Origin of the sequence: Leucobacter tenebrionis (genome assembly GCF_019884725.1) — a bacterium.
Taxonomy (GTDB): domain Bacteria; phylum Actinomycetota; class Actinomycetes; order Actinomycetales; family Microbacteriaceae; genus Leucobacter; species Leucobacter tenebrionis.
This window is the reverse complement of record NZ_CP082322.1, coordinates 1,283,414-1,308,798: the sequence shown is the minus strand read 5'-3', so window position 1 is coordinate 1,308,798 and position 25,385 is coordinate 1,283,414. Positions and strand designations below refer to the sequence as shown.

The following is a 25,385-nucleotide window of genomic DNA, read 5'->3' as shown; positions in this document are numbered from 1 at the left end:
GGGCTCGAGATCCGCGGATGCGGGTCGAGCATGGGTGCTGAGGGCCTCTTTGCGCGCCGGGAGACGTTCGGGATACACCCCTCCTGAGTGTCTCAGGATCCTGACGAATGCCCAGCCGCCCTCAGGGCTGCTGGGCATTCGTGCGTCCGAAATGGCTCTGATCAGCGATTTCGAGAAAGAGGCGGGAATCGTCTTGAACATCAGATGAACGTATGTATAGGCTTACTACGGGTTCCCCCGAGCGCTTCATGAGGGTCGGGGGTCGTGAAGCACTGACGCGCGCACCGCCTCGGTGCTCTTGGCCTGAGGGCCTGCTCTTCTGCACGCCCAGTGCTGCTCGGTGCCCGTTGCATCTCGCCCGTCGTACCTCGAACATTCAGGAGCCGAACCGTGTCCATCCGCACCACCCGCAGCGCCGCAGCTGCTCTGACCCTGGGCGCCGCGCTCGCACTCTCCGCCTGCGCCTCCAGCGCCCCCGCCTCGGAAGAGCCGTCGGAGCCTGCGAAGGCCGCCACCGTCACCATCACCGACAACCACGGTGAGGTCGAGGTGCCGGTCAACCCCGAGACCGTCGTAGCGCTCGACAACACGGCCTTCGACACGCTCGACGAGTGGGATATCGAGCTGGCTGCGGTGCCGAAGGATGTCATGGGCACGGTCTGGCCCGACTACATCGACGACGAGAACGTCGCCAACGTCGGCAACCACCGCGAGCCGAATCTCGAGGTCATCGTGGCCGAGCAGCCCGACCTCATCATCGGCGGTTACCGCTTCGGCGACTACTACGACCAGATCAAGGAGCAGAACCCGCAGGCCGTGGTCATCGAGATCGCTCCGCGCGAGGGCGAGGACGAGTTCAGCGAGCTCAAGCGCCAGACCGAGATCCTCGGCCAGATCTTCGATCACGAGGACGAGGCGGCCGCGCTGAACAGCGACCTCGACGAGGCGATCGCCGGCGCGAAGGACGCCTACAACGGCAGCGACACCGTCATGGCCGTGAACACCTCGGCCGGACAGATCGGCTACATCGCCCCCGTGGTCGGCCGCTCGCTCGGCCCCGTGTTCCCCGAGCTCGGCTGGAAGCCGGCGCTCGAGGTCGAGGGTGCGACCGACGACCACCAGGGCGACGACATCAGCGTCGAGGCCATCGCGGATTCCAACCCCGACTGGATCGTCGCGCTCGACCGCGATGCTTCCTTCGTGCCTGAGAACCGCGAGCCGGGCTCGGCGCCCGCGGACGAGCTCATCAGGGCCTCGGAGGCACTGCAGAACGTCACCGCCGTGCAGAAGGATCAGATCGTGATCCTCGACCCCAACTTCTACCTGACCGAAGGCATCCAGGCGTACACTGAGCTGTTCAACCAGCTCGAGGAGGCATTCTCCGCCGCATGAGCCGCACGGCCATGACCCCAGAGGGTCGCGACAGCGGGGCGCACGTTCACGAGAACGGGCGCCCCGCTGGGCGTGTCCACGACATGACGGTGGTCGGGGGCACCCGACCTGTCGCGCCCGAGCTCGCCCCGCCGAAGCGCCGCCCCTGGCTGCTCATCGCCGCGATCGCGGTCGTGCTGGCGCTGCTCGTGGCGTCGCTCGCCGTCGGCGTCTACGACATCGCGGGCAGCGACTTCGGGTCCGAGATGTTCTGGATCACCCGCGTGCCGCGCACCATCGCGCTCGTGCTCGCCGGCGCCGCGATGGCGACGAGCGGGCTCGTGATGCAGATGCTCACCCAGAACCGCTTCGTCGACGCCACGACGTCGGGCACGACCGAGTGGGCGGCGCTCGGGCTGCTGCTCACCACGCTGCTGCTGCCGGGCGCCGGCCTGGTCGGCAAGATGGTGATCGCGAGCTGCTTCGCGTTCGTCGGGGCGATGCTGTTCATGCTGATCCTGCGCCGCATCGTGATCCGCACCACGCTCGTCGTCCCCCTGATCGGCATCATGCTCGGGGCGATCGTCAGCTCGCTCACCACCTTCATCGCGGCGCAGACCAACCTGCTGCAGATGCTCGGGGTCTGGTTCATGGGCAGCTTCACCTCGGTGGTGCGCGGTCGCTACGAGGTGCTGTGGGTGGTGGCGATCGTCACGCTGCTCGTGTTCCTCATGGCGGATCGGATCACCGTCGCCGGCCTCGGCAAGGACGTGGCGACGAGCGTTGGCGTGCGCTATGAGGCGATCCTGCTCGGCGGCACCGCGCTCGTGGCGGTCGCGGCGGGGGTGACGACGGTGGTCGTGGGCTTCCTGCCGCTGCTGGGGCTCGTGGTGCCCAACATCGTCTCGATGATCCGCGGCGACAACGTCCGCAGCAATCTGCCGTGGGTGTGTCTCGGTGGCATCGCGCTCGTGGTGCTGTGCGACCTGGTGGGGCGGATCATCATCATGCCGTTCGAGATCCCCGTGTCGATGGTGCTCGGTCTCGTCGGCTCGGCGGTCTTCATCACGCTGCTGCTGAGGCAGCGGGGAAGGTGAACGTGGAGAGCAGCATCGTCAGACTGGCGAGCACCGGCGAACCGCCGCTCGTCGCCCAGCCCCGCGGGGCCCGGTGGCGGGAGGCCCTGCCGATCGTGATCGTCTTCGCAGTGGCGGCGGCCCTCGCCGTCGCGATCCTCGTCTACGGCAATCCCGCGCCCGTGGGCAGCCCCGGATTCTGGATCATCGCCCAGACGCGCCTCACCTCGCTCGGCACCATCGCGTTCGTCGCAGTGAGCCAGGCGCTCGCGACCGTGCTGTTCCACACCGCCACGTCGAACCGGATCCTCACCCCCTCGATCCTCGGCTTCGACGCACTCTACGTGCTCACCCAGACCGTGCTCGTCTTCGTGTTCGGCACCGCGGCGGCGAGCATGGAGGGCATTCCGAAGATCATCGCGCAGAGCGTGCTGATGGTCGTGTTCGCGACGCTGCTGTACGGCTGGCTGTTCTCGGGGCCGCGCGCGAATCTGCACCTGCTGCTGCTCGTCGGGGTGGTGCTCGGGATCGGATTCGGCTCCGTGTCGACCTTCCTGCAGCGCATGCTCACGCCGAGCGAGTTCGACGTGCTGAGCGCCCGACTCTTCGGCAGCATCAGCAAGGGCAACCCCGACTACCTGCCGATCGCGGCCGGTCTCGTCTGCGCGATCCTGGTTTTCGTGTGGCTGCGCCGCCGCACCTACGACGTCGTGGCGCTCGGGCGGGACGTGGCGATCGGCCTCGGGGTGAACTACCGGCGCGAGGTGGTCACCGTGCTCGTGCTCGTCGCGGTGCTGGTCTCGGTGTCGGCGACGATGGTCGGGCCGATGACGTTCTACGGCTTCCTCGTCGCGACGCTCGCCTACCAGTTCGCGCGGGGCGACTCGCACGCCGAGATCATCCCGCTCGCCATCGGCATCGCGCTCGTCACCCTGCTGGGCGCCACGTTCGTGCTCAAGCACGTATTCGCCGCGGCCGGCCTCGTCACCGTGATCATCGAGTTCGCGGGCGGCCTGCTGTTCCTGATCGTCCTGCTGAGAAAGGGGATGCGTTGACCGACGCACACATCGAGACCGCGGCGGAGGCCCCGTCGGGGTCCGATCCCGCCGCCTCCGGCATCGAGCTGCGCGGCGTCGAGAAGACGTACGCCGGCCGCCACGTGCTCGGGCCGGTCGACCTGAGCCTCGAGCGGGGCGGAGTGACCGCGCTCATCGGGCCGAACGGGGCGGGCAAGTCGACGATGCTCACCATCATCGGGCGCCTGCTCGACCCCGACTGCGGTCGCGTCTCGATCGGCGGCCTCGACGTGCGCACCGCCAAGTCGAAGCAACTGGCCAAGGTGGTGTCGATCCTCAAGCAGGAGAACCACTTCATGGCCCGCCTCACCGTGCGCCAGCTCGTCACCTTCGGCCGGTTCCCGCACTCCGCCGGCAGGCTCACCGAGACCGACCAGCGGGCGATCCACGCGGCCATCGCGTTCCTCGACCTGGCCGGGCTCGAGGACCGCTTCATCGACGAGCTCTCGGGCGGGCAGCGGCAGCGCGCCTTCGTGGCGATGGTGCTCGCGCAGGACACCGACTTCGTGCTGCTCGACGAGCCGCTGACCGGGCTCGACATGCGGCACGCGGTCAGCATGATGGGCCAGGTCCGCGCGGCCGCCGACGCGCTCGGCAAGACGGTCGTGCTGGTGATCCACGACGTGAACTTCGCCGCGGCCTACGCCGACCGCATCGTGGCGCTCGCCGAGGGGCGCGTCGTCGCCTCGGGCACCCCCGAGGAGATCATCACGTCCGAGGTGCTCGAGCGCGTGTTCGAGACGCCGGTCGACGTGGTCGAGCACGGCGGGCACCGCGTCGCCGTGTACTACCGGCCGTAGGGGCGCCGGGGCCTCGCCCGAACTTCGGATCTTACCCGAAGCTCGGATCTCGCCCGAAGCTCGGATCTCACCCGAAGCTCGGAGCTCACCCGTTATTCGGACGGGCAGGCAGTGATCTGCTCCGAAGTTCGGGTGAGCTCCGAACGAAGGGACGAGGATCGACGCGCGAGCGTCAGCCTACTCCCCGAAGAGCGCCGACACGGCCGCGGCGGCCTCGGTTGCGCGACCCTCCCGGCCGAGCTCGCGCAGCCGCACGGTCGGGCGGTGCAGCAGCCGCCCCGCGAGGTGCCGCAGGGCGGCCTCGATCTCGCCGCCTCCGTCGCGACCCGCACCCCGGGAACGGGCGCGCGCGATCTCGTCGTCGAGGATGTCGTTCACGAACGACCTCAGCTCGCGCAGAGCCGGCACCGCCTCCCGCTCGGCGCGGGTCGCGGCGTACTCCGCGGCGGCGGTGCGCACGATGTCGCGGGCCTCGAGCTCGGCGCCCAGCTCGGGGATGGGGGCGTGCAGCGCGATCGTCTCGAGGTCGAGCAGCTCGACGCCCGCCACTCCCGCGACGTCGGGGGCGATGTTGCGCGGCAGCCCCATGTCGATGAGCAGCCTGGGCCGAGGGGCGGGGCGGGGGCGGGGATCGGCCTCGAGCCCGCCGAACCGCGCGCAGAACGGCGGCGCGCCCTCGGTCACGGTCTCGTCGAAGCGCTCCCTGGTGAGCAGGGGCTCGTGCACCGCGCTGCAGGCGACCACGAGGTCGGTGTCTCGCAGCTCGGCGTCGAGCGCGTCGGAGGCGACCGGGCGGATGCCGTGGGAGTCGGCGAAGGCCTCCGCACGACCTGAGGGCGAGTAGACCCCGATCCTCGTCGCTCCCCGGGCGCGCAGCGATGCGAGACTCGCTCCCGCGTATGCGCCCGTGCCGATCAGCAGCACCCGCGCCTCGGCCCAGTCGCCGACGCGGCTGTCGACCATCGTCAGCGCGAGCTGCACGAGCGAGCGGCCCTTGCGCTGCAGGCCCGTCCGGTGCTTGATCTGCTTCGAGACGAGCAGGGCGCGCTGGAAGAGGCGCTCGAGCTCGGCGCTCGACCGGCCGGCGTCTCGTGCGGCGTCGATGGCGCGCCGCACCTGACCGGCGATCTCGCCCTCGCCGACGGCGGCCGATTCGAGGCCGCTGGAGACGGCAAACAGGTGCTCGGCCACGGTGTCGCCCCGGTGCACGGTGCAGGCCCGCTCGAGTTCGGCGGGGTCGAGGCTCGCCGCTCTGGCGAAGCCGCTGAGCGCCTCCTCCGGTGCGAGCCCCGGTGCGTCGAGGTAGGCCTCGAATCGGTTGCAGGTCGCGAGCACGACGGCCCCGCGTGCGAACTCGGAGTCGCTGAGGGCGGCGGTCACCGGCTCGGTGCGACGCTCGATGCGCTCGAGCAGTGCGAGGTCGGCGCGTCGATGATCGACGGTGAGGCAGAGCAGCATGGGGGTTCTCGGCAGGGTCTCGATCGGGGCTGGGGCGGTGACCGGATCATCCCAGCACCCGAAGCTGAGTAGATCAGATCTTTCACATCAGATCTATAAGCTAACATCTCGATCGATGAGATCACTCCCAGCTTCGCACCCGCTCGTCGACGCACGCACGAGCGACGCCCCTCTGATCCGCGCCCTCCGGGGCGATCGACCGGAGCGCCAACCCGTCTGGTTCATGCGCCAGGCCGGCCGCTCGCTGCCCGAATACCGCAGCATCCGCGCAGACCATCGTATGCTCGACGCCTGCGTGAATCCCGAACTCGCGAGCGAGATCACCCTGCAGCCCGTGCGGCGGCACGGCGTCGACGCCGCGGTCTTCTTCAGCGACATCGTGGTGCCCATGAAGCTCGCGGGGGTCGACGTCGATCTGGTCGCCGGCCGCGGGCCGGTCTTCGCCGAGCCCGTGCGCACGGCCGCCGACGTGGCGCGCTGCCGAGCCGAGTTCACGGCGGATCGCCTGCGCGAAGCACTCGAACCCGTGCGCGAGGCGGTGCGCCTGACGGTCGACGAGCTGGGCGGCACCCCGCTCATCGGCTTCGCGGGCGCCCCGTTCACGCTGGCCGCATACCTCGTCGAGGGTGGCCCGTCCCGCGATCACCTGCGGGCCCGCACCCTCATGCACTCCGACCCCGAGACCTGGCGCGAGCTGCTCGCCTGGGTCGCCGACCTGAGCGGTGTCTTCCTCGAGGCGCAGGTCGAGGCCGGCGCGAGCGCGGTGCAGCTGTTCGACTCGTGGGCCGGGTCGCTCAGCGCGGCCGACTACCGCGCGCACGTCGCCCCGGCTTCCCGGCGCACCCTCGACGCGGTGCGCGGGTTCGGTACCCGGCGCCCCGTGCGCGAGGGGCAGGACGCTCGCGACGAGACCGTGCCGATGATCCACTTCGCGGTCGGGTCGGGGCACCTGCTCGAGGAACTCGCCGAGGTGGGCGTGAGCGCGCTCGGCGTGGACTGGCGCACCCCGCTCGACGAGGCGAGCCGCCGACTCGGCGACGCGCTGCCGCTGCAGGGCAACCTCGACCCCGCGTACCTGGGAGCGCCGGCCGAGCGGCTCGAGGCGCATCTCGACGATGTGCTGCGGAGGGGATCGCGCGCTCCCGCGCACGTGCTGAACCTGGGGCACGGGGTGCCGCCGGAGGCCGATCCGGCGGTGCTCACGCGCATCGTGGAACTCGCGCATGACCGCTGATCTACCCGATCCGGGTCGCGTCGACCCCCGCGGCACGGTCGCGGTGGTCGGCGGGGGCGTCTCGGGACTCGTCGCGGCCCGGAGACTCGCCCAGGCGGGGTGCGCGGTCACGCTCTTCGAGAGCGAGCCCCGGCTGGGCGGGCGGATCCGGAGCGCCGATCACGACGGCGCCGCATTCGACATCGGCGCCGAAGCATTCGCGACCCGCGGCGGCACGGTCTCCGAGCTGCTCGCGGAGCTCGGGCTCGAGCACGAGGTCGTGCGCCCGGCGGCGCTCGGATCCTGGCTCGTGACCGCCGATCGTGCGGTGCCGCTGCCCCCGGCGGGCACGCTCGGGATCCCCGCGGCCCCGCTGTCGTCCGCCTCGCGACGGGCGCTCGGCCTCGCCGGAGCGCTGCGCGCCGCGGTCGAGCCGCTGCTGCCGCGCGGTTTCGGGGCGCGCTCGGGGCCGGGTGCGGATGCCGAGGCCACGGTCGGCTCGGTCGTGCGTCGACGGCTGGGTTCGCGCGTGCTCGATCGTCTCGTGCGCCCCGTCTGCCTCGGCGTGCACTCGTCCGACCCCGAGCGGCTCGCCCTCGGCTCGGTGCCGGGGCTCGCGGCCGCCTTCGAGCGCACCGGATCTCTGATCGCCGCGGCCCGTGAACTGCGGGGGAGCCAGCAGGCCGCCGGGGGCGCGGTCGCGGGCCTGCGCGGCGGCATGACCGTGCTGATCGATGCGCTCGCGGCAGAACTCGACCGCCTCGGAGTGCGCGTCGAGACGGGTGTGCTCGTCGAGAGCGTCTCGGGTGAGGCGGGCGCGACCGATCCTGCGGGCCGTGAGAGTCGCGAGCGCCGGATCGCCGTCCGCTCGGCTCCCGACTCGACCAGCGGCGCGACCCCCGAACCCGACCCCGATGCGGTACGCGAGACGCACCGCTTCGACGCCGTGATCCTCGCGGTTCCCGAGTCTGCGGCGAGGGCGATGCTCGGCGCGCCCGATCGGGCGGGAGCCGAGACCCTCGTCGAGGTCGTCGCGCTCGTGCTCGACGACCCTCGCCTCGACGCCGCGCCGCGCGGCACCGGAGCGCTCGTCGCGAGAAGCGCCGAAGCGGATGGTGGATCGGGCGGCTCCGTGCACGGCGCGAGCGGATCGGCAGGGGAGCCGATCCGTGCGAAGGCCCTGACCCACGTCACCGCCAAGTGGGCGGAACGCGCGCGGGAGATGGGCCGAGGAAAGCACGTGCTGCGCCTCTCGTACGGCCGAGCGGGCTCCCCGCCCGAGACGCTGCAGCTCGACGACACCGCCGCCCGCCGCCTCGCGGTCGAGGACGCATCGCGGATCCTCGGCCTCCGACTCGCCGAGCGCTCGGTGCTCGCCTCGACCCGTCGCACCTGGACCATGGGGGCGCCCGCCGGAGGCCGGGCCGCCGATCCCGAGATCATCGCGCCGCCCGGCGTCGTGCTCGCGGGGGACTGGGTGAGCGGCACCGGTCTCGCCTCGGTCATCCCCGGAGCGCGCGCGGCGGCGCAGGATGTCATCGAGCACCTCCGCGGAGCGGAGCCCGGCGCCGTGGCGCACGATCCCGCGGCGCAGACCCCCGAGACCGGGGCCGCCGGCCCCGATCCCTCGCCCAGAACCCAGCACAGAGCAGAAAGCCGAGTGGCATGAACAGCGGTATGAACGCACACCCCGACGACACGCGCACGAGCGGGCGGGTCTTCCGATCCGACACGCCCCTCGCCGCAGCCCCCGGGCTGCTGCGCGTCGGCACCCGGGGCAGCGCGCTCGCCGTCGCGCAGACCACGACGGTGGCCGAGACGATCGCCGCGGCCACCGGTCTCGACGTCGGGCTCGTGATCGTCACCACCCACGGCGACACCTCGCGAGCCCCGCTCTCGCAGCTCGGTGGAACGGGCGTCTTCGTGAGCGCTCTGCGCGACGCCCTGCTCACCGGCGAGTGCGACCTGGCGGTGCACTCGCTGAAGGATCTGCCGACCGGGCCCTGCCCCGGCATCGCGCTCGGCGCCGTGCCCGAGCGCGCCGACGCCCGCGACGCCCTCTGCGCGCGCGACGGGCTGACGCTGCAGGAGCTGCCGACCGGAGCCCGAGTCGGCACCGGTTCCCCCCGCCGCGTCGCCCAGTTGCTCAGGCGCCGGCCCGACCTCGACGTGGTCGACCTGCGCGGCAACGTCGACACCCGGCTGGGGCGCGTCGAGAGCGACCTCGACGCGGTCGTGCTGGCGTGCGCCGGCCTCGACCGCCTCGGCCGTTCGAGCGTCATCACCGAGCGCTTCCCGCTCGACGAGATGCCGGCCGCCCCCGGGCAGGGCGCACTGGCCATCGAGGTGCGGGCCGACGACCTCGCGCGCGAGCCCTACGCCGAGGCCCTGAGCGCACTCGATCACGCCGAGTCGCGCGCGTGCGCGCTCGCGGAGCGTGCGGTGCTCGCAACCCTCGAGGCCGGGTGCGCGGCTCCCATCGGAGCCACCGCGCGCGTCGTGGACGGCGCGCTCGAACTGAAAGCCGAGGTTTCGGCACTCGACGGGACGCAGGGGCTCTCCACGGGGGGCGCGCTGCCGTGGACGGCGGCGGATCCCGAGCACCGGCAGATCCCCGACCGCCTCGGGCGCACCGTGGCCGAGAGCCTGTTCGAGATGGGTGCAGCGATGATCGCTCCGCTCGGCGGAACCGAGCCCGGCGCCGAGCGGCCGGGCGGCACGAGACCCGGGGGCCCGCGGTGACTCCGACGGACCTCCCGGAGGCCGGATCCCGCGATCCGCTTCCCTCCAGCGAGATGAGGACCGCGTCCCGGCCGCGCTCTGGCTCTGGCGCCGGCTTCGGCTCTGGCGTCGGCTCTGGCGTCGGCCCTGACCCCGCCTCCGCTCTGCCGCACGATGGGCAGCCGCTCGCCGCGCGACGCGTGCTCGTGCCGCGCGGCGGTGCCGCGGGGGAGCGCTGGGCCGCCGCGATCCGAGAGCTCGGCGGCGAGCCCGTTGTATCGCCGCTCACCGAGACCGCTCCGCCGGCCGACACGGGCGCGCTCGCCGCGGCCGCGGAGCGCTGGAACCGGGGCGAGTACGACTGGCTCGTGGTCACGAGCGCCAACGCGGTCCGCGCTTTCGCCGAGGCGGGCGCGCGGCCGGGAAGTGCTGCCGTCGCCGCGGTCGGCCCGGCCACCGCCGAGGCGCTGCGTGAGCGCGGCTTCGAGGTCGCGCTCACGCCCGAGCGCGACTTCTCGGCGACCGGGATCGCCGAGGCGCTGCTCGCGCGGATCGGGCCGGGCGGGAACGCCCGGGGCGCCGGTGCCGATGCCCGGACCTCCGACGACCGGGCCGCCGATGCCCGGACCGCCGACGGTCGAGCGGCCGATGCCCGGGGAGCCGACGGCCGCGGAGCCGACGGCCGGACCGCGCCGCAGGAGCGGAACGGCAGCGCGGCGACGGCACCCGTCCGACTCCTGCTTCCGCTGTCGGAGATCGCATCGACCGAACTCGAGACCGCGCTCGCGGCAGCGGGCCACGACCCCGACCGAGTCACCGCCTACCGCACCGTCCCCGCGGCCCGCGACGCCGCCGCCGAGGCGGAAGTCGCAGCAGGTCGCATCGACGCGATCCTCGCGATGAGCGGCAGCGGCGCCCGTGAGATCGCCCGCCGCTTCGCGCCCCTGCCGCCAGGCACGCTGATCATCGCGATCGGCGGCCCGACGGCCCGCGCCCTCGCCGGATGCGGTGTAGAGGCTGCGGCGGTCGCGTCCGAGCACACCGTCGACGGGGTGCTCGCGGCGTTCGTCGCGGCGCTCGATCCCGCGTCTGAACCGGATCCCACGTCCAGGCCCGATCCCGCACCTGAACTCGATCCCGCCGCGGATCCCGCCAGCCCAGCCCGAAGCACCCGCCGATCCGACCACGGAGGAACCACCGCATGATCCCCACCGTCCGCCCCCGCCGCCTGCGCAGCACCCCGGCCATGCGCAGGCTCGCAGCAGAGACCCGGTTGCATCCGGCCGAGCTGATCCTGCCGGTCTTCGTGCGCGAGGGAATCGACGAGCCGCGCCCGATCGCCTCGATGCCCGGTGTGCTGCAGCACACGCTCGACTCGGTGCGCCGCACCGCCGCAGAGGCGGCAGAGGCCGGCATCGGCGGCGTCATGCTGTTCGGCGTGCCCGCCGTGCGCGACGCCGAGGGCAGCGCTGCAGACGATCCGCAGGGCATCCTCAACGTCGCCACCCGCGCTGTCGCGGCCGAGGTCGGCGACGCGCTCGTCGTGCAGACCGACCTCTGCCTCGACGAGTTCACCGACCACGGCCACTGCGGTGTGCTCGACGCGCGCGGGGAGGTCGACAACGACACCACACTCGAGCGCTACCGGGCGATGGCCCTCGCGCAGGCGGAGGCGGGATCGGCCCTGCTGGGACTCTCGGGGATGATGGACGGCCAGGTCGCCGCCGTGCGCGACGCGCTCGACGAGGCCGGGTACGAGAGCACCGCGATCCTCGGCTACTCGGCCAAGTACGCCTCGGCGTTCTACGGGCCCTTCAGGGAGGCCGTCGACTCGCAGCTGTCGGGCGACCGGCGCACGTACCAGCAGGATCCGGCGAACCGCCGCGAGGGCCTGCGCGAAGCCGAGCTCGACATCGCGGAGGGCGCCGACGTCGTCATGGTGAAGCCCGCCATGAGCTACCTCGACGTGCTCTCCGACGTCGCGTCGGTGAGCCCCGTCCCCGTCTGGGCCTACCAGGTGTCGGGCGAAGCGGCCATGATCGAGGCCGCGGCCGCGAACGGCTGGATCGACCGGCGCCGCACCATCGAGGAGTCCGTGACCGGCATCAAGCGCGCGGGGGCCGATGCGATCCTGAGCTACTTCGCCATCGAGCTCGCGGGGTGGATCCGATGACCGCCGCGCAGACCGATCGCAGCGCCCTGCTCGCCGAGCGCGCCGCGCGCGTGATCCCCGGCGGGGTGAACTCGCCGGTGCGCGCGTTCGGCTCCGTCGGCGGCACCCCGCGCTTCCTCGTCTCCGGACGGGGCCCCTACGTCACCGACGCCGACGGCAACGAGTACGTCGACCTGGTCGCCTCGTGGGGGCCGGCACTGCTCGGGCACGCGCACCCCGCCGTGGTCGAGGCCGTGCAGGCCGCTGCCGCGCTCGGTCTCGGCTTCGGGGCCTCGGTGCCCGAGGAGGCCGAGCTCGCCGAGGAGATCATCGCCCGCATGCCCGAGGTCGAGCGGCTGCGCCTCGTCTCGACCGGCACCGAGGCCACCATGACCGCGATCAGGCTCGCGCGGGGCGCCACCGAGCGCCCGCTCGTCGTCAAGTTCGCGGGCCACTACCACGGTCACTCCGACGGCCTGCTGGCGGAGGCCGGATCGGGGCTCGCGACCCTGGCCATGCCCGGTTCTGCGGGGGTCACCGCCGAGACCGCCGGTCAGACGCTCGTGCTGCCCTACAACGACCCGGCGGCGCTCGCCGCGGCCTTCGCGGAGCACGGCGAGCGCATCGCCGCCGTGATCGCCGAGTCGGCGGCTGCGAACATGGGGGTGCTGCCTCCCGCGCCCGGGTTCACGGAGTTCATGATCGAGACCGCTCACCGGCACGGTGCGCTCGTGATCCTCGACGAGGTGCTCACCGGATTCCGGGCAGGTCCCTCGGGATACTGGGGGATCGAGCAGGCGCGCGTGACCTCGGGGGAGGCGCCCGACCTCTTCACCTTCGGCAAGGTCGTGGGCGGAGGGCTGCCGCTCGCTGCGCTCGGCGGGAGGGCCGAGATCATGGATCTGCTCGCGCCCCTCGGGCCCGTCTACCAGGCGGGCACGCTGTCGGGTAATCCGCTCGCCGTCGCCGCCGGGCTGACGACGCTGCGCCACGCCGACGTCGCCGCCTACGCCGCACTGGGGGCGGCCGCCGACGCGATCTCGGGCGCGGTCGCCGATGCCCTGAGCGCCGAGGGCGTGCCGCACCGCGTGCAGCGCGCGGGAACGCTCTTCAGCGTGCTCTTCGGGGAGTTCCCCGAGGCTCCGCTGGACTATGCGACGGTGCAGCGCCAGGAGACGCAGCGGCACCGGGCGTTCTTCCACGCGATGCTCGAGGGCGGCGTCAATCTGCCGCCGAGCGCCTTCGAGGCCTGGTTCGTCACCTCGGCGCACGACGAAGCGGCGATCTCGCGCGTGCTCGAGGCGCTGCCGGCTGCGGCTCGGGCCGCTGCGGAGGCCGTGTAGCGTTCGGCGCGTCGCAGCGGGTGGCGGCCGGTAGGGGGCAGCGGTACAGCAGCGGCCGTTGTAGACCTCCTGCACCGGTGTGGACCTCTAGAACAGTGCGAGGGATCTACACCGGTGCCGGAGGTCTACACCGGCGAAGGGAGCCGTCCTCTATTGAGCGCCGGCGACACCCGACGAAGACGATGAAGGGCGGCGGATCATGCGATCCGCCGCCCTTCACCGTTGTCCGTCGCGGCTACACCCGGGCCGCGAGTGCGGCGACGGCGCTCTCGAAGAAGCGCAGACCGTCGATGCCCGACCGCATGGCCTCGGCGGTGTCGGGGCCGAAACCGGGCTCGACCGCGTGCTCGGGGTGCGGCATGAGGCCGACCACGTTGCCGCGCTCGTTGGTGAGGCCCGCGATGTCGTCGAGCGATCCGTTGGGGTTGACGCCCGCGTAGCGGAACGCGATGAGCCCCTCGCCCTCGAGGCGATTCAGGGTCTCGTCGTCGGCGATGAAGCCGCCGTCGCCGTTCTTGAGCGGGATCACGATCTCCTCGCCCTGCTCGAAGCGGTTGGTCCACGCGGTGTCGGCGTTCTCGACCACGAGTCGCTGATCGCGGCGGATGAACTGCTGGTGCGCGTTGCGGATCAGGCCGCCGGGCAGCAGGTGGGACTCGACCAGCACCTGGAAGCCGTTGCAGATACCGAGCACGGGCAGGCCCTTACGGGCGGCCTCGACGACCTCCGTCATGATCGGGGAGATCGCCGCGATCGCGCCGGGCCGCAGGTAGTCGCCGTAGCTGAAACCGCCGGGCAGCACGATCGCGTCGACGCCCTGCAGGTCGTGATCGGCGTGCCAGAGAGCGACCGGTTCGGCGCCCGCGATCCGGATCGCGCGCTGTGCATCGCGATCGTCGAGAGAGCCGGGGAAGGTGACGACGCCGATGCGGGCGGTCATCAGCGGGCCTCGCCCGCGGCTGCGCGAGTCTCGACGGGGGCGCCGTCGACGCTGATCGCCACGACGTCCTCGATGACGGAGTTCGAGAGGATCTCGTCGGCGACCTGGCGCACCTCGGCGAGCACGGCGTCGGTCACCTCGCCCTGGACGGTGAACTCGAAGCGCTTGCCGATGCGCACGTTCTCGAACTTGTCATGGCCGAGGCGGGCGAGCGCCCCGGTGGTCGCCTTGCCCTGCGGGTCGAGCAGTTCGGCCTTGGGCATGACATCAACAACAATCGTGGGCACTAGAGAGCCTCCAACTCGAGAACACAGAAGTCGAGCATCAGTCTACCCGGTGCGGGCGCGTCCCAGGCGGTTCGGCACTTCGTGATCGAGATGACGCTTGCAGCCCTTCTTCGGCACCGTAGGGGCCACAGGCGTCATCTCGATCACGGGAGGGGGAGCGCAGGATCCTGCAGCTCGAAACTCCCGCCGGATGACGTGGCGCGAGCTGCGCGCAGGATGAGGGCTAAAGGCCCCGATCAGGATCGGGCCGTGAGGCGCTCGTAGAGCTCCGCGTAGCGGTCGTAGGTCTGCGCGACGATCTCGTCGGGGAGCACGGGCGGCTCGCCCGTGCGATCCCAGTTGGCCGAGAGCCAGTTGCGCACGATCTGCTTGTCGAACGACGCCAGGCGATCCGCCCGCGAGTTCTGCTCGTCGAAGTACGCAGCGGCGTCCCAGTAGCGCGATGAGTCGCTCGTGAGCACCTCGTCGGCGAGCACGAGATCGGCGGGACCCCCGGATCGCGGATCACGACCGAACTCGAACTTGGTATCGGCGAGCACCACGCCGCGCTCCGCGGCGAGGTCCCGAGCGGCGGTGAAGATGCGCAGCGAGGCCTCGCGCAGCGCGGCGGCCACGTCGGCCCCGACGAGCTCGACGCTCTGCTCGTAGGTGATGTTCTCGTCGTGCTCGCCGAGCGGCGCCTTGTACGCCGGGGTGTAGATCGGCGTCTCGAGCAGATCCCCGTCCTCGAGGCCCGCGGGCAGCTCGATGCCGCACACCGCCCCCGTGCGCTGGTACTCGGCGAAGCCGGATCCGGTGAGGGCCCCCCGGACCACGCACTCGATCGGGTGCATCTCGAGCCTGCGAGTCACGACCGCGCGATCGGCGACCTCCTCGGGAACCCCGGGAGCATCTTCGCCGGCCAGGTGATTGGGGAGGTCGATGCGCTCGAACCACCAGTTCGACAGCGCGGTGAGCAGGGCCCCCTTACCCGGGATCGGCGGCTCGAGCACGTGGTCGAACGCGCTCACGCGGTTGCTCGCGACGACGAGCAGGTGGGCGTCCGATCCGTCGGCGGGAACGTAGAGATCGCGCACCTTTCCGGAGTAGACGTGCTTCCATCCGGCGAGCTGCTGGGGCGAGGAGAGATCGGTCACCGCTCCATTCTTCCACGCGAATGATCATTCGAATGGCGGCTCGAACGGCTCTGCCGAGCATCGACCCGGCCGCTCGGCGAATTGCCACACGAATGAGACCTCGTTGTCAGCGGGTGCGACTACTCTTCAATAGTGAGGGGAACCTCCGCGCCCGGTCGCTCGCCGGGAGCCGGGCGCGAGGAACGTGGTCATCCCGGTGAGCGACGCTGAGGAGAAACATGATCCCGCTGGGACCGGTGGTTGCGCGGAGCCGGATGAGGGCAGCGCGGGCCGGCGTCTGGACGTACGTGAGCGACCCGGAGCGCCGCTCGGAGTGGTGGCCCGACCTGCAGATGGAGGGCCGCATCGGCGGAGAGGTCGTCGAGCGCTGGAGCGAGGGCTCTGGCGAGGAGATGGTGAGCCGTGACGCCTCGGGCCGCATCGACGTCTGGGTCGAGGGTCACGCGATCGGGTTCACCTGGCGAGAGGCCGGGGATGCGCGCGACACGGCCGTGCTGCTGACCCTGCGCGCCCAGGGCGAGGAGACCGGCGTCACCGTCACGGAGACAGGGTTCGACGCGCTGCCCGCCCCCGCGGAACGCGCGGCCGCTTCGCAGCAGGGCTGGGAGGTGCTGCTCTCCGCGCTCTCCGATGCGATCGATCGCGGCGTCGCCGCGGGCACGATCGGAGCAGATGGCGGGGCCGGGCGGGGTTTCGCGGCGGATCCCGTAGCCGAGCCCGCGTCCGCGTCCCAGGGGGCGCCCGAGGCGGAGACCCCAGTGGATAGCTCAGTGGGGACGGATGCCCCGGCTGAATCGGATGCCCCGGCTGAATCGGATGCCTCGGCAGACCCGGGGACGCCGGTCGAACCCGCGCCCGGCTCGGTGTCGGAACTGCGGCCCCTCGCCGCCCTGGAGCCGAGCCCGGCCTGGACCGGCGAGATCGAGCTCGCCCCCGAGGAGGTGGACGGCGAGGTCGTCGAGGTGGAGGCCGAGATCGAGATCGAGGTCGACGCCGAACCGCAGCCGGGCGAGCACCTCGAACTGGACACCGCGGTGGTGCCGGTGATCGGACCCGGACGCTCGGGCGATCGGGAGCGCTCCTCCGACGGCGATCGGGATCGCTCCTCCGACGAGGAGAGCCTGACGGGCGATCCTGATTTCGACAGCCTTCTCCGAGGCCTCTGACCGCCGCCGCTCAGTCGGCCTCCGATCCGCCCCTACGCGACCCGCGCTGCGATGTCCGTGCGGTGCTGCGAGCTCTCGAGGCCGATGCGTCCCACTGCCTCATAGGCTCGGGATCGGGCCTCGCCGAAGTCGGCGCCCCGCGCGACCACGCCGAGCACGCGACCACCGGTCGCGATCCAACCCCCCTCGTCGTCCCGCTGCGTGGCGGCGTGCACCAGGTGCACGCCTTCGACCTGCTCGGCCGCGTCCAGCCCGGTGATCTCGCGGCCGGTCGCGACCTCTCCCGGGTATCCCTCGCTCGCGACGACCACGATCACCGCGGGGTCGTCGGAGAACTCCGGGGCGGGCTGAGCGGCGAGCTCGCCCCTCGCCGAGGCCAGCAGGTAGCGGCTCAGCGGCGACTCGAGGCGGGCCAGCACGACCTGGGTCTCCGGGTCGCCGAATCGCGCGTTGAATTCGATGACCCGCACGCCCTTCGAGGTCACGATGAGCCCGCAGTACAGCAGGCCGACGAACGGAGTGCCCTCCTCCTCGAGGCGGCGCACCGTCGGCAGCGCGACGGTGCGCGTGATCTCCTCGACGAAGGAATCCACGCCGCCCGGCAGCCAGGGAAGGGGCGAGTACGCCCCCATGCCTCCCGTGTTCGGCCCCTCGTCGCCGTCGAAGATGCGCTTGTAGTCCTGGGCGGGGGTGAGCGGCAGCACGTCGTGCCCGTCGGCGAAGAAGAACAGCGATACCTCCTGCCCGTCGAGGAACTCCTCGATCAGCACGTCCCCCTGCGGGGCCCACGTCGCGACGTGGTTGAGCGCGGCGGCACGATCCTCGGTCACGAGCACGCCCTTGCCCGCGGCCAGGCCGTCGGCCTTCACCACGTAGGGCGCGCCGAACTCGTCGAGCACCGATCCCGCATCCTCGACCGAGGCGACCCGCACCGCGCGCCCCGTCGGCACCGAGGCGGCATCCATGATGCGCTTGGCGAAGGCCTTCGACCCCTCGAGCTGGGCGGCCGCACGATCGGGCCCGAACACCGGCACTCCGGCCGCGCGCAGCGGATCCGCCACGCCCGCCACCAGCGGCGCCTCCGGACCGACCACCACGAGGTCGAAGCCGCGCGCGCTCACGAATTCGGCGACCGCTGCGGGGTCCGTGTAGGCGAGCGCCGGGGTCTCGACCCCGCTGGCCGCGATACCGGCGTTGCCAGGCGCGCAGACGATCTCATGATCGGCGGACTCGGCGAGGAGAGCGAGGACGATGGCGTGTTCGCGGGCACCCGGCCCCAGGACGAGAATCTTCACGCTTCCAGGATAGTCGGGCGACGGGGTCTGCCCCGTGTTCGGAGTAGGGTTGGGCGACATGGCGAAGCGGAAGGTGTCGATCGAGGACGGGCGGGCGGCGCTCGCCGCCGCGCGGGCGGGGGAGAGGGGCAGGATCGTGCTCGCGACCGCGGTGCGCTATCTGCTCGAGGAACTGGCCGAGCGAGCTCCCGGCAACTCCGTCGAGGTGCGGGTGCCTCCCTTCGGCGCCACCCAGTGCGTGCAGGGGCCCCGCCACACGCGCGGCACCCCTCCCAATGTGATCGAGACGGATCCGGAGACCTGGATCGCGCTCGCGACGGGCGAGCTCGGCTGGGAGACCGCGCTGGGCGAGGCGCGCGTGGTGGCCTCGGGATCACGCGCCGACCTCCACGGCTTGCTGCCGCTGGCCTGAGAGGGCGCGCCGACGGGCCACGGCGCCGCGCATCGCGGCACGCGGATCCTTCCACGACCCCTGAACCGGGAGGCGACGCACAGCCGCCGCTGCGAGAATGGACCCATGAGTATTTCCGATGCAGCGAGCGGCCAGCCGCAGCGCGCCGCCGTCGATCCCGAAACCGCTGTGCCCGAAACCGCCGTATCCCAGTCCGCCGTACCGGGGACCCCCGTTCAGAACGGGCAGAGTCCGCTCGAGGATGCGCTCGACCAACCCGCAGCCGTGATCGAGGAGACCGAGCACGAGGTGGAGTTGCAGCGCACGGTGCGCTACGGACGGGTGCTCGTCGGAGCCGCGGCCCTCGGAGCGATCGTCGCCGCGATGGTCTGCCTGCTCTTCCCGATCCCGGAGGGCGCCGAGTACACGATGGGGCAGGTGGTCGGCTTCAGCGCGATCATCGGAGCCGCGATCGGCCTGGCCGTCGGGGGCCTCTTCTCGCTCGTGCTGGGGGTGCTTGCGCGTCGCGGCAGCGGATTGGGCATCGCAATCCAGCGGGACGTGCGATAATCGCCCCATCCTACTCACGAACGGAGTTCACCGGATGCTTGGAAACCTGAGCGGAGCGCATCTCGTCGTCATCCTCTTCATCGTGCTGCTGCTCTTCGGTGCGCCGAAGCTGCCGGGGCTCGCGAAGAGCCTGGGTCAGTCGATGCGGATCCTGAAGAAAGAGGTCACCACCGATACCGCGTCCGAGACGTCGCAGACGGTGGCTGACGAGGCTGCCGTGTCGCAGCCTGTATCGGCAAAGGCCGCTGCCGCGGCCCCTGCGGCTCCCGCAGCAGCGCCCACGGGTGAGAACGCTGGGCCGCAGCGCCCCGACGTGCCATAATGATCTGACGCTGACGATCGGAGTCTCACCGCATGCTCGGTAACCTCAACGGCCCCACCCTGGTGGTCATCCTCATCATCGTGCTGCTGCTCTTCGGCGCGCCGAAGCTGCCGGGGCTCGCGAAGAGCCTGGGTCAGTCGATGCGCATCCTGAAGAAAGAGGTGCGCAGCGACGACGAGGGGTCGGCGGGGCAGAGCAACGATGCCGCGGATACGACGTCCCCCGCCGCACCGCGGAGCGACGCCGATGGCAACGAGCGGCGAGATCCCGGCAGCGGGGCCGCTCCGGGCGACCGGCCGTAGACCTTCGAGCAGAAGCGGGTGCCGTGCTGAGAAGCACGGCACCCGCTTCTGGCGTTTCCGGGGGCCCTCCGGTGTTCGATCGCGGCCCGATCGCCGCTGGAGCCGCTCAGCTCTCCTGGGTCTGCTCGACCCAGGAGAGGTACTCCGCGTCCACGGTGCCGGCGATGTACTCGCCCGTGAAGCAGCTCTGCTCGAGCTCGGTGACGCGATCCTGACCCTGCATGATCGCCCGGTTCATGCCCTCGACGCTCATATAGATGAGGTGGTCGGCACCCAGTTCTGCGGCGATCTCGGCGGGGGTGCGGTCGTGGGCGATCAGCTCGGCCCGCGAGGGCATGTTGATGCCGTAGACGTGGGGGAAGACGACCGGGGGAGCTGCCGAGGCGAAGACGACGGACTTCGCGCCGGCCGCTCGGGCCATCTCGACGATCTCGCGTGAGGTGGTGCCGCGCACGATCGAGTCGTCGACGATCAGTACGTTCTTGCCCTTGAACTCGATGCTCATGGCGTTGAGCTTCTGGCGCACGCTCTTCTTGCGCACCGCCTGGCCGGGCATGATGAAGGTGCGGCCGACGTAGCGGTTCTTGAAGAAGCCCTCGCGATACTCGATGCCGAGCTTCTGCGCGACCTGCATGGCGCTGGGGCGGGCGGAGTCGGGGATCGGCATGACCACGTCGATGTCGAGGTCGGGGAGCTGCTGCTTGATCTCCTCGGCGAGCACGTCGCCCATGCGCAGACGCGCGTCGTAGACGGCGATGCCGTCGAGCACGGAGTCGGGTCGCGCGAGGTAGATGTACTCGAAGGCGCAGGGCACGAGACGGCTCTGAGCCGCGCACTGTCGCGACGCCATCGAGCCGTCGGGGGAGATCAGGATCGCTTCACCCGGTTCGACGTCTCGCACGATCTCGTAGCCGCCCGATTCGAGCACGAGCGACTCCGAGGCGACGACCCACTCGTCGGCGCCGTTCTGAGCGGTGCGGCGGCCGAGCACGAGCGGGCGGATGCCGTTCGGGTCGCGGAAGGCGAGCAGCCCGTATCCGGCGATGAGGGCGATCGTGGCGTAGGAGCCCTCGACGCGCTCGTGCACACGGGAGACGGCGTCGAAGACCTGCTCGGCGTCGAGCGACAGGCCCGAGATACCTGCCTGGAGCTCGTTGGCGAGCACGTTGAGCAGCAGCTCGGTGTCGGAGTGCGTGTTGAGGTGGCGGCGATCCACGTTGTAGAGCTCCGCGGTGAGCTCACGCGTGTTGGTGAGGTTGCCGTTGTGCACCAGGATGATGCCGTAGGGGGCGCCGACGTAGAACGGCTGCGCCTCCTCTTCCGCGGCGGCCGAGCCGCGCGTGGCGTAGCGCACGTGCCCCAGGCCGATACTGCCCATGAGGGTGCGCATGTCGCGGGTGCGGTAGGCCTCGCGCACCTGACCCTTGGCCTTCACCATGTGGAAGAAATCGCCGTCGAGCGTGGCGATCCCCGTGGAATCCTGTCCGCGGTGCTGCAGGAGCAGGAGGCTGTCGTAGATCTGCTGGTTGACCGGTTCTTGCGAGACGATTCCGACGATGCCGCACATGCTGGTGTGAATGCTCCCTGGGATGCGATGGAGCGTCAGACAGACGCACGGACTAGTGTCCCACATGCCGCTGTGCTCTGCTGCCGGGGCGCGGACGGCACGGTACGCTGGTGGGGTGAGCGAAAACGCGTATGCCCGGTCCGGAGTCGACACTGCAGCCGGCGATCTCGCCGTCGAACTGATGAAGTCGGCGGTTGGCCGCACTCACGGCCCCGAGGTGCTCGGCGGTGTGGGCGGCTTCGCCGGCATGTTCGATGCGAGCGCGCTGCTCGGCTACCGCCGCCCGCTGCTCGCCTCCTCGACCGACGGTGTCGGCACGAAGGTCGCGATCGCCCAGGCCATCGACAAGCACGACACGATCGGGCAGGATCTGGTCGCGATGGTCGTCGACGACATCGTCGTGGTGGGCGCGAAGCCGCTCTTCATGACCGACTACATCGCCTGCGGCAAGGTCGTGCCCCAGCGCATCGCCGATATCGTGCGCGGCATCGCCGAGGCCTGCGAAGCCACGGGCACGGCGCTCGTCGGCGGCGAGACGGCCGAGCACCCCGGCCTGCTCGGACCCGACGATTACGACGTGGCGGGCGCCGCGACGGGCGTGGTCGAGGCCGATCGCATGCTGCAGCCGGCGCTCGTGCGCGACGGCGACGTGGTGCTCGCGATGGCGGCCTCCGGGCTGCATTCGAACGGGTTCTCGCTCGTGCGCCACATCCTCGCCGAGCGCGGCATCGGTTACGGCGACCGCAGCGAGGAGCTGGGCGCCAGCTACGGCGAGGCGTTGCTCACCCCCACCGCGCTGTACACGGCGCCGCTGCTGCGCGTGCTCGAGGATCCCTCGCTCGACGGCGCCGTCCACGTGCTGAGCCACGTCACCGGCGGCGGGATCGCGGCGAACCTGGCGCGCGTGCTGCCACAGGGGGCGTGGGTCGAGCTGGATCGGGCCTCGTGGTCGCCGCTGCCGGTATTCAGGCACCTCGCCGAGCTGGGCGGGCACACGCTCGAGTCGCTCGAGGGCGCGTGGAACCTCGGCATCGGCATGTTCGCGGTCGTCGAGGCGGATCGCGCCTCGCAGGTCGCGGCGGCGCTCACCGCCGAGGGGCTCGACACCTGGGTCGCGGGCACGATCTCGACTGCGGCTCGCGATCTGGAAGGCTTCGAGCAGGGCGCCAAGGGCGTCGACGGCGGCGCCGTGAAGCTCGTCGGAGCGTACTCGCGGTAGGGGCGCTCCCGCTCGTTCAGAGTTGATTGCTCAGGGCTGTTCGGTCAGACCTGTTCGATAGATCAGAGCTGTTCGATCAGAGCTGCTCAGACCTGCTCGATGAGCGCGGTCGCGATCGCGGCGAGGCCCTCGCCGCGGCCGGTGAAGCCGAGGTGATCGGTGGTCGTCGCAGCGAGGGAGACCGGAGCTCCGACGAGTTTCGACATGCGCCACTGCGCCTCGTCTCTCCGCGGAGAGAACCTGGGCGAGTTGCCGACGATCTGCACCGAGACGTTGACGGGGCGCCACCCGTGCTCGGCGAGTCTCGCGAGCGCGAGCCGCACGAACCGCGTGCTGTCGGCTCCCTCGGTTCCGGGCTCATCCACGCCGACGAGCCCCCCGATGTCTCCGAGCCCGGCGGCCGACAGCAGGGCGTCGACGACCGCGTGGCAGACGGCGTCGCCATCGCTGTGACCCGAGAGGCCCGGCTCGCCCGGCCACTCGAGGCCCGCCAGGCGCAGGGGCGATTCCGCATCGTAGGCGTGCACGTCGAAGCCGTTGCCCACGCGGATCGCCGGGATCTGCGCGTTCACAGGGAGGCCCCGTGCGATCCGGCGGGCGCGGCTTCGCGGCCGAGCAGGTTCTCCGTGAGGAAGTGCTCGAGGATCGCGAGGTCGGCCGGCGTCGTCAGCTTGTGAGCGCGCTGCTCGCCCTCGATCGTGCGCACCCGAGCACCCGCGCGCTGCACGACCTCGGCGTCGTCGGTGGGGGCGTCGTTCTCCCGCTGGATCTGCGCCGTGGCGTGCGCGGCAGCGAGCGTTTCGCGCACGAAGCCCTGCGGGGTCTGCACGGCGACCAGCGTCGCGCGATCCACGGTCTCGTGCACGATCCCGTCCTCATCGACGCGCTTGAGGGTGTCGACGACGGGCAGCGCCGGCACCACCGCGTCACCGGTGCGCACCACCTCGGCGAGCACGCGCTCGAAGAGCTCGGCGCTCGCGAAGGGGCGGGCTGCATCGTGCACGAGCACCGTCTCGACGCTCTCGGGCAGCGCCTCGAGGCCGAAGCGCACCGATTCGTGGCGCTCGCGGCCCCCGTGCACCACCGAGACCTCCCACGGCGACTCCTGGGGCAGCACCTGATCGACGATCTCGAGCGCGAGCGCGGCGTGCGATTCGGGGGCGACCACCACGAGGTGCCCCGTGTGGGGGAGCGAGGTGACGACCCCGATCCCGAACTCGAGCAGTGCCCGTCCGTGCAACTCGACGAACGCCTTCGGGGCGCCTGCGCCGAGGCGCTCGCCGCGGCCCGCGGCGACGAGCACCACGCCCAGCGAGGGGAGCGCGTGCGGAGTCGATCCGGAGATGTCGTTCGCGAGTGAGTTCATGGCCCCAGCGTACCGCCGGAGCCGGGCGAACGATGAGGAGATCGTTCCCCAGGTAGGAAGAAATCCCAGGATCGGCCCGCGTGGGAGCGGATCTCCTCCTTGGAGGCCGAAACGCGCCGGAAACGCGAAACGCCCCGCTCGGGGCGGGGCGTTTCGGGTGCGGGGTCGGGATCCCGAGGTCCAGACCTACTTAGGAGGCGAGCACCTGATCGAGAACCTCGGAGGCCTTGTCCTCATCGGTCTTCTCGGCGAGCGCGAGCTCCGAGACGAGGATCTGGCGAGCCTTCGCGAGCATGCGCTTCTCGCCGGCGGAGAGCGAGCGCACCTCCTGGTCGCGGCGCCACAGGTCGCGCACGACCTCGGACACCTTGATCACGTCGCCCGAGGCGAGCTTCTCGGTGTTGGCCTTGTATCGGCGCGACCAGTTGGTGGGCTCTTCGGTGAAGGGCGCACGCAGCACCTCGAACACGCGCTCGAGCCCCTCCTTGTCGATGACGTCGCGCACGCCGACGAGCTCGCAGTTCTCGGCCGGGACCTCGATGGTGAGGTCGCCCTGGTCGACCTGCAGCTTCAGGAAGAGCTTCTCTTCACCGCCGAGCTTGCGCTTCTTGACATCGATGATCCTGGCGGCACCGTGGTGGGGGAAGACAACGGTCTCTCCGACCTCAAATTGCATCGAGTTTGCTCCTTCTACAGCAGTTCAGGTACTAGAATACCACACTCGTCACTTGTTGGTTAGGGTTGCCTAAGCTGCAAGCGCCGAACGCGGACGGTTATGATGAGTTCAAACTGTGTTCGCGGTTTGCGACGCACGTCAACGAATCGACCCACGGCTCGGAGGACCTCTTGAAGATTCGGATCGCCTCGTCCGTCGCTCTCGCGGCGGCACTCGCGCTCGGCGCGACCGGATGCAGCCTGATCGCGCCCCAGGGCACGCTCGAGCCCTACGCTCCCAGCGACGGCCGCGATGTCTCCACGGAGCACGTGGATGTGCGCAACATCATGCTCGTCGCGGATGAGACCGGCGAGAACTTCAACGTCGTGTTCAGCGCAGTGAACCGCAGCGGCAGCGACCAGCAGCTCACCATCAACTTCGTCGGCGAGGGGTCCGCTTCGGCGAGTGCCGAGTTCGACGTCCCCGAGGGGAACACCCGCTTCGGCAACCCCGAGGGCGAGCAGACTCCCGTGCTGGTGGCACTGCCCGGGGTCGAGGTCGGTTCGACGGTCACCGCGTACTTCCAGGTCGCGGGTACCCCCGAGGTCGAGTACGAGATCCCCGTGCTCGACGGCACGCTCGCCGAGTACCGCGATTACGTGCTCCCCGCCGATTTCTCCGACAGCAAGGCCGATAAGACCGACAAGGCCGACGAGGCGACCGCCGCCGACCAGGAAGCCGATCAGTCGCACGTCGCCGAGAACGAAGAGGGCGAGCCCCAGTAAGGTTCCCGATCGCAGAGAGCCCCGGATCCCGAGCGGATCCGGGGCTCTCTGCGTGAGGCGCCGCTTCCCGCGCCTGTTTCTCTTGCCCTGAGCTTGTCCAACGGGGCGGATCTCGCGTCCTGTTCTTCGGAGCTCTCCCGTATTTCGGATCGGAGCCAAGCGAATCGATCCGAA

Annotated in this window: 26 protein-coding genes; 17 read left to right on the top strand and 9 right to left on the bottom strand. The window is 71.1% G+C overall.

Annotation, left to right across the window (positions count from 1 at the left end):
• Positions 1–390 precede the first annotated feature (390 nt).
• The 4 genes from KVY00_RS06255 to KVY00_RS06240 all read left to right on the top strand — a co-directional run bounded on the left by KVY00_RS06255 (position 391) and on the right by KVY00_RS06240 (position 4,323).
• The gene (locus KVY00_RS06255) at positions 391–1,392 is read left to right on the top strand and encodes a siderophore ABC transporter substrate-binding protein (protein ID WP_223044834.1); all 1,002 of its coding nucleotides are present in this window, start codon (positions 391–393) and stop codon (positions 1,390–1,392) included.
• Positions 1,393–1,475: 83 nt separating this feature from the next.
• On the top strand, positions 1,476–2,468 hold the full coding sequence (locus tag KVY00_RS06250; protein ID WP_394358282.1) for an ABC transporter permease: 993 nt from the start codon (positions 1,476–1,478) through the stop codon (positions 2,466–2,468).
• A gap of 2 nt (positions 2,469–2,470) precedes the next feature.
• A complete protein-coding gene (locus KVY00_RS06245; protein ID WP_255572794.1) occupies positions 2,471–3,502 on the top strand; it encodes an iron chelate uptake ABC transporter family permease subunit in 1,032 nt (343 codons plus the stop codon).
• Positions 3,503–3,606: 104 nt separating this feature from the next.
• A complete protein-coding gene (locus KVY00_RS06240; RefSeq protein ID WP_305069222.1) occupies positions 3,607–4,323 on the top strand; it encodes an iron ABC transporter ATP-binding protein in 717 nt (238 codons plus the stop codon).
• A gap of 177 nt (positions 4,324–4,500) precedes the next feature.
• Here the strand turns inward: KVY00_RS06240 and KVY00_RS06235 are convergent, their stop codons facing one another.
• The gene (locus KVY00_RS06235) at positions 4,501–5,781 is read right to left on the bottom strand and encodes a glutamyl-tRNA reductase (protein ID WP_223044832.1); all 1,281 of its coding nucleotides are present in this window, start codon (positions 5,779–5,781) and stop codon (positions 4,501–4,503) included.
• Positions 5,782–5,896: 115 nt separating this feature from the next.
• On the opposite strand from KVY00_RS06235, the gene hemE reads away from it, so the two are divergent.
• From hemE to KVY00_RS06205, 6 genes are read left to right on the top strand one after another with little or no spacing between them, the layout of a single operon-like run.
• Positions 5,897–7,015, top strand: coding sequence for a uroporphyrinogen decarboxylase (gene hemE / locus KVY00_RS06230; protein ID WP_223044831.1), 1,119 nt, complete (start codon positions 5,897–5,899; stop codon positions 7,013–7,015).
• Positions 7,005–8,663 (top strand): protoporphyrinogen/coproporphyrinogen oxidase, encoded by a 1,659-nt coding sequence (locus tag KVY00_RS06225; protein ID WP_223044830.1) that lies wholly within the window; start codon positions 7,005–7,007, stop codon positions 8,661–8,663. The genes hemE and KVY00_RS06225 overlap by 11 nt, the downstream gene beginning before the upstream one ends.
• A gap of 8 nt (positions 8,664–8,671) precedes the next feature.
• Entirely contained in the window at positions 8,672–9,736 is a 1,065-nt protein-coding gene (gene hemC / locus KVY00_RS06220) for a hydroxymethylbilane synthase (RefSeq protein WP_223044829.1), read from the top strand.
• Positions 9,737–9,789: 53 nt separating this feature from the next.
• A complete protein-coding gene (locus KVY00_RS06215; protein ID WP_223044828.1) occupies positions 9,790–10,920 on the top strand; it encodes a uroporphyrinogen-III synthase in 1,131 nt (376 codons plus the stop codon).
• A complete protein-coding gene (gene hemB, locus KVY00_RS06210) occupies positions 10,917–11,888 on the top strand; it encodes a porphobilinogen synthase (RefSeq protein WP_223044827.1) in 972 nt (323 codons plus the stop codon). Before KVY00_RS06215 ends, hemB begins: the two co-directional genes overlap by 4 nt.
• Positions 11,885–13,210 (top strand): glutamate-1-semialdehyde 2,1-aminomutase, encoded by a 1,326-nt coding sequence (locus KVY00_RS06205; protein WP_223044826.1) that lies wholly within the window; start codon positions 11,885–11,887, stop codon positions 13,208–13,210. The genes hemB and KVY00_RS06205 overlap by 4 nt, the downstream gene beginning before the upstream one ends.
• A gap of 235 nt (positions 13,211–13,445) precedes the next feature.
• Here the strand turns inward: KVY00_RS06205 and purQ are convergent, their stop codons facing one another.
• From purQ to KVY00_RS06190, 3 genes are all read right to left on the bottom strand, one after another.
• Complete coding sequence (purQ, locus tag KVY00_RS06200; RefSeq protein ID WP_223044825.1) at positions 13,446–14,150, bottom strand: phosphoribosylformylglycinamidine synthase subunit PurQ; 705 nt, start codon at positions 14,148–14,150, stop codon at positions 13,446–13,448.
• A complete protein-coding gene (gene purS, locus KVY00_RS06195) occupies positions 14,150–14,437 on the bottom strand; it encodes a phosphoribosylformylglycinamidine synthase subunit PurS (protein WP_223044824.1) in 288 nt (95 codons plus the stop codon). The genes purQ and purS overlap by 1 nt, the downstream gene beginning before the upstream one ends.
• 236 nt (positions 14,438–14,673) lie before the next feature.
• Complete coding sequence (locus KVY00_RS06190) at positions 14,674–15,573, bottom strand: phosphoribosylaminoimidazolesuccinocarboxamide synthase (protein WP_223044823.1); 900 nt, start codon at positions 15,571–15,573, stop codon at positions 14,674–14,676.
• A 254-nt stretch (positions 15,574–15,827) separates the two neighbouring features.
• Between KVY00_RS06190 and KVY00_RS06185 the strand changes: the two genes are divergently transcribed.
• A complete protein-coding gene (locus KVY00_RS06185; RefSeq protein ID WP_223044822.1) occupies positions 15,828–16,739 on the top strand; it encodes an SRPBCC family protein in 912 nt (303 codons plus the stop codon).
• Positions 16,740–16,771: 32 nt separating this feature from the next.
• On the opposite strand, the gene purD is transcribed toward KVY00_RS06185, so the two are convergent.
• Entirely contained in the window at positions 16,772–18,034 is a 1,263-nt protein-coding gene (purD, locus tag KVY00_RS06180) for a phosphoribosylamine--glycine ligase (RefSeq protein WP_223044821.1), read from the bottom strand.
• Between the two features lie 58 nt (positions 18,035–18,092).
• Between purD and KVY00_RS06175 the strand changes: the two genes are divergently transcribed.
• The 4 genes from KVY00_RS06175 (at position 18,093) to KVY00_RS06160 (ending at position 19,619) form a co-directional block, all read left to right on the top strand.
• Entirely contained in the window at positions 18,093–18,446 is a 354-nt protein-coding gene (locus KVY00_RS06175; RefSeq protein ID WP_223044820.1) for a sterol carrier family protein, read from the top strand.
• Positions 18,447–18,551: 105 nt separating this feature from the next.
• Positions 18,552–18,995 carry a hypothetical protein gene (locus KVY00_RS06170; protein ID WP_223044819.1) on the top strand — a complete coding sequence of 148 codons (444 nt, stop codon included), beginning with the start codon at positions 18,552–18,554 and terminating at the stop codon, positions 18,993–18,995.
• A 34-nt stretch (positions 18,996–19,029) separates the two neighbouring features.
• Positions 19,030–19,317 (top strand): Sec-independent protein translocase subunit TatA/TatB, encoded by a 288-nt coding sequence (locus tag KVY00_RS06165; protein ID WP_223044818.1) that lies wholly within the window; start codon positions 19,030–19,032, stop codon positions 19,315–19,317.
• A gap of 32 nt (positions 19,318–19,349) precedes the next feature.
• Positions 19,350–19,619, top strand: coding sequence for a twin-arginine translocase TatA/TatE family subunit (locus KVY00_RS06160; RefSeq protein WP_223044817.1), 270 nt, complete (start codon positions 19,350–19,352; stop codon positions 19,617–19,619).
• 106 nt (positions 19,620–19,725) lie between these two features.
• Here the strand turns inward: KVY00_RS06160 and purF are convergent, their stop codons facing one another.
• Positions 19,726–21,186 carry an amidophosphoribosyltransferase gene (gene purF / locus KVY00_RS06155; protein WP_223044816.1) on the bottom strand — a complete coding sequence of 487 codons (1,461 nt, stop codon included), beginning with the start codon at positions 21,184–21,186 and terminating at the stop codon, positions 19,726–19,728.
• Between the two features lie 64 nt (positions 21,187–21,250).
• Between purF and purM the strand changes: the two genes are divergently transcribed.
• Entirely contained in the window at positions 21,251–22,405 is a 1,155-nt protein-coding gene (gene purM, locus KVY00_RS06150; protein ID WP_394358274.1) for a phosphoribosylformylglycinamidine cyclo-ligase, read from the top strand.
• Positions 22,406–22,491: 86 nt separating this feature from the next.
• Here purM and ispF read toward each other — a convergent pair whose 3' ends face one another.
• From ispF to KVY00_RS06135, 3 genes are all read right to left on the bottom strand, one after another.
• Positions 22,492–22,977: a 2-C-methyl-D-erythritol 2,4-cyclodiphosphate synthase gene (ispF, locus tag KVY00_RS15650; protein ID WP_255572793.1), complete on the bottom strand. Its 486-nt coding sequence runs from the start codon at positions 22,975–22,977 to the stop codon at positions 22,492–22,494.
• Positions 22,974–23,771, bottom strand: coding sequence for a 2-C-methyl-D-erythritol 4-phosphate cytidylyltransferase (gene ispD / locus KVY00_RS15645; protein WP_223044814.1), 798 nt, complete (start codon positions 23,769–23,771; stop codon positions 22,974–22,976). Before ispD ends, ispF begins: the two co-directional genes overlap by 4 nt.
• A gap of 190 nt (positions 23,772–23,961) precedes the next feature.
• A complete protein-coding gene (locus tag KVY00_RS06135) occupies positions 23,962–24,447 on the bottom strand; it encodes a CarD family transcriptional regulator (protein ID WP_223044813.1) in 486 nt (161 codons plus the stop codon).
• A gap of 170 nt (positions 24,448–24,617) precedes the next feature.
• Here KVY00_RS06135 and KVY00_RS06130 point away from each other — a divergent pair, with 170 nt between their 5' ends.
• Entirely contained in the window at positions 24,618–25,211 is a 594-nt protein-coding gene (locus tag KVY00_RS06130; protein WP_223044812.1) for a DNA modification methylase, read from the top strand.
• Positions 25,212–25,385: the final 174 nt, after the last annotated feature.

Bases quoted from the DNA above. Each gene is read 5' to 3' on its own strand.
- KVY00_RS06250 (WP_394358282.1), top strand. From the start codon at position 1,476: ATGACGGTGGTCGGGGGCACCCGACCTGTCGCGCCCGAGCTCGCCCCG.
- KVY00_RS06235 (WP_223044832.1), bottom strand. From the start codon at position 5,781: ATGCTGCTCTGCCTCACCGTCGATCATCGACGCGCCGACCTCGCACTG.
- hemE (WP_223044831.1), top strand. From the start codon at position 5,897: ATGAGATCACTCCCAGCTTCGCACCCGCTCGTCGACGCACGCACGAGC.
- KVY00_RS06225 (WP_223044830.1), top strand. From the start codon at position 7,005: ATGACCGCTGATCTACCCGATCCGGGTCGCGTCGACCCCCGCGGCACG.
- hemC (WP_223044829.1), top strand. From the start codon at position 8,672: ATGAACGCACACCCCGACGACACGCGCACGAGCGGGCGGGTCTTCCGA.
- KVY00_RS06215 (WP_223044828.1), top strand. From the start codon at position 9,790: ATGAGGACCGCGTCCCGGCCGCGCTCTGGCTCTGGCGCCGGCTTCGGC.
- hemB (WP_223044827.1), top strand. From the start codon at position 10,917: ATGATCCCCACCGTCCGCCCCCGCCGCCTGCGCAGCACCCCGGCCATG.
- KVY00_RS06205 (WP_223044826.1), top strand. From the start codon at position 11,885: ATGACCGCCGCGCAGACCGATCGCAGCGCCCTGCTCGCCGAGCGCGCC.
- purQ (WP_223044825.1), bottom strand. From the start codon at position 14,150: ATGACCGCCCGCATCGGCGTCGTCACCTTCCCCGGCTCTCTCGACGAT.
- KVY00_RS06185 (WP_223044822.1), top strand. From the start codon at position 15,828: ATGAGGGCAGCGCGGGCCGGCGTCTGGACGTACGTGAGCGACCCGGAG.
- KVY00_RS06175 (WP_223044820.1), top strand. From the start codon at position 18,093: ATGGCGAAGCGGAAGGTGTCGATCGAGGACGGGCGGGCGGCGCTCGCC.
- KVY00_RS06170 (WP_223044819.1), top strand. From the start codon at position 18,552: ATGAGTATTTCCGATGCAGCGAGCGGCCAGCCGCAGCGCGCCGCCGTC.
- KVY00_RS06165 (WP_223044818.1), top strand. From the start codon at position 19,030: ATGCTTGGAAACCTGAGCGGAGCGCATCTCGTCGTCATCCTCTTCATC.
- KVY00_RS06160 (WP_223044817.1), top strand. From the start codon at position 19,350: ATGCTCGGTAACCTCAACGGCCCCACCCTGGTGGTCATCCTCATCATC.
- purF (WP_223044816.1), bottom strand. From the start codon at position 21,186: ATGTGCGGCATCGTCGGAATCGTCTCGCAAGAACCGGTCAACCAGCAG.
- purM (WP_394358274.1), top strand. From the start codon at position 21,251: ATGCCGCTGTGCTCTGCTGCCGGGGCGCGGACGGCACGGTACGCTGGT.
- ispD (WP_223044814.1), bottom strand. From the start codon at position 23,771: ATGAACTCACTCGCGAACGACATCTCCGGATCGACTCCGCACGCGCTC.
- KVY00_RS06135 (WP_223044813.1), bottom strand. From the start codon at position 24,447: ATGCAATTTGAGGTCGGAGAGACCGTTGTCTTCCCCCACCACGGTGCC.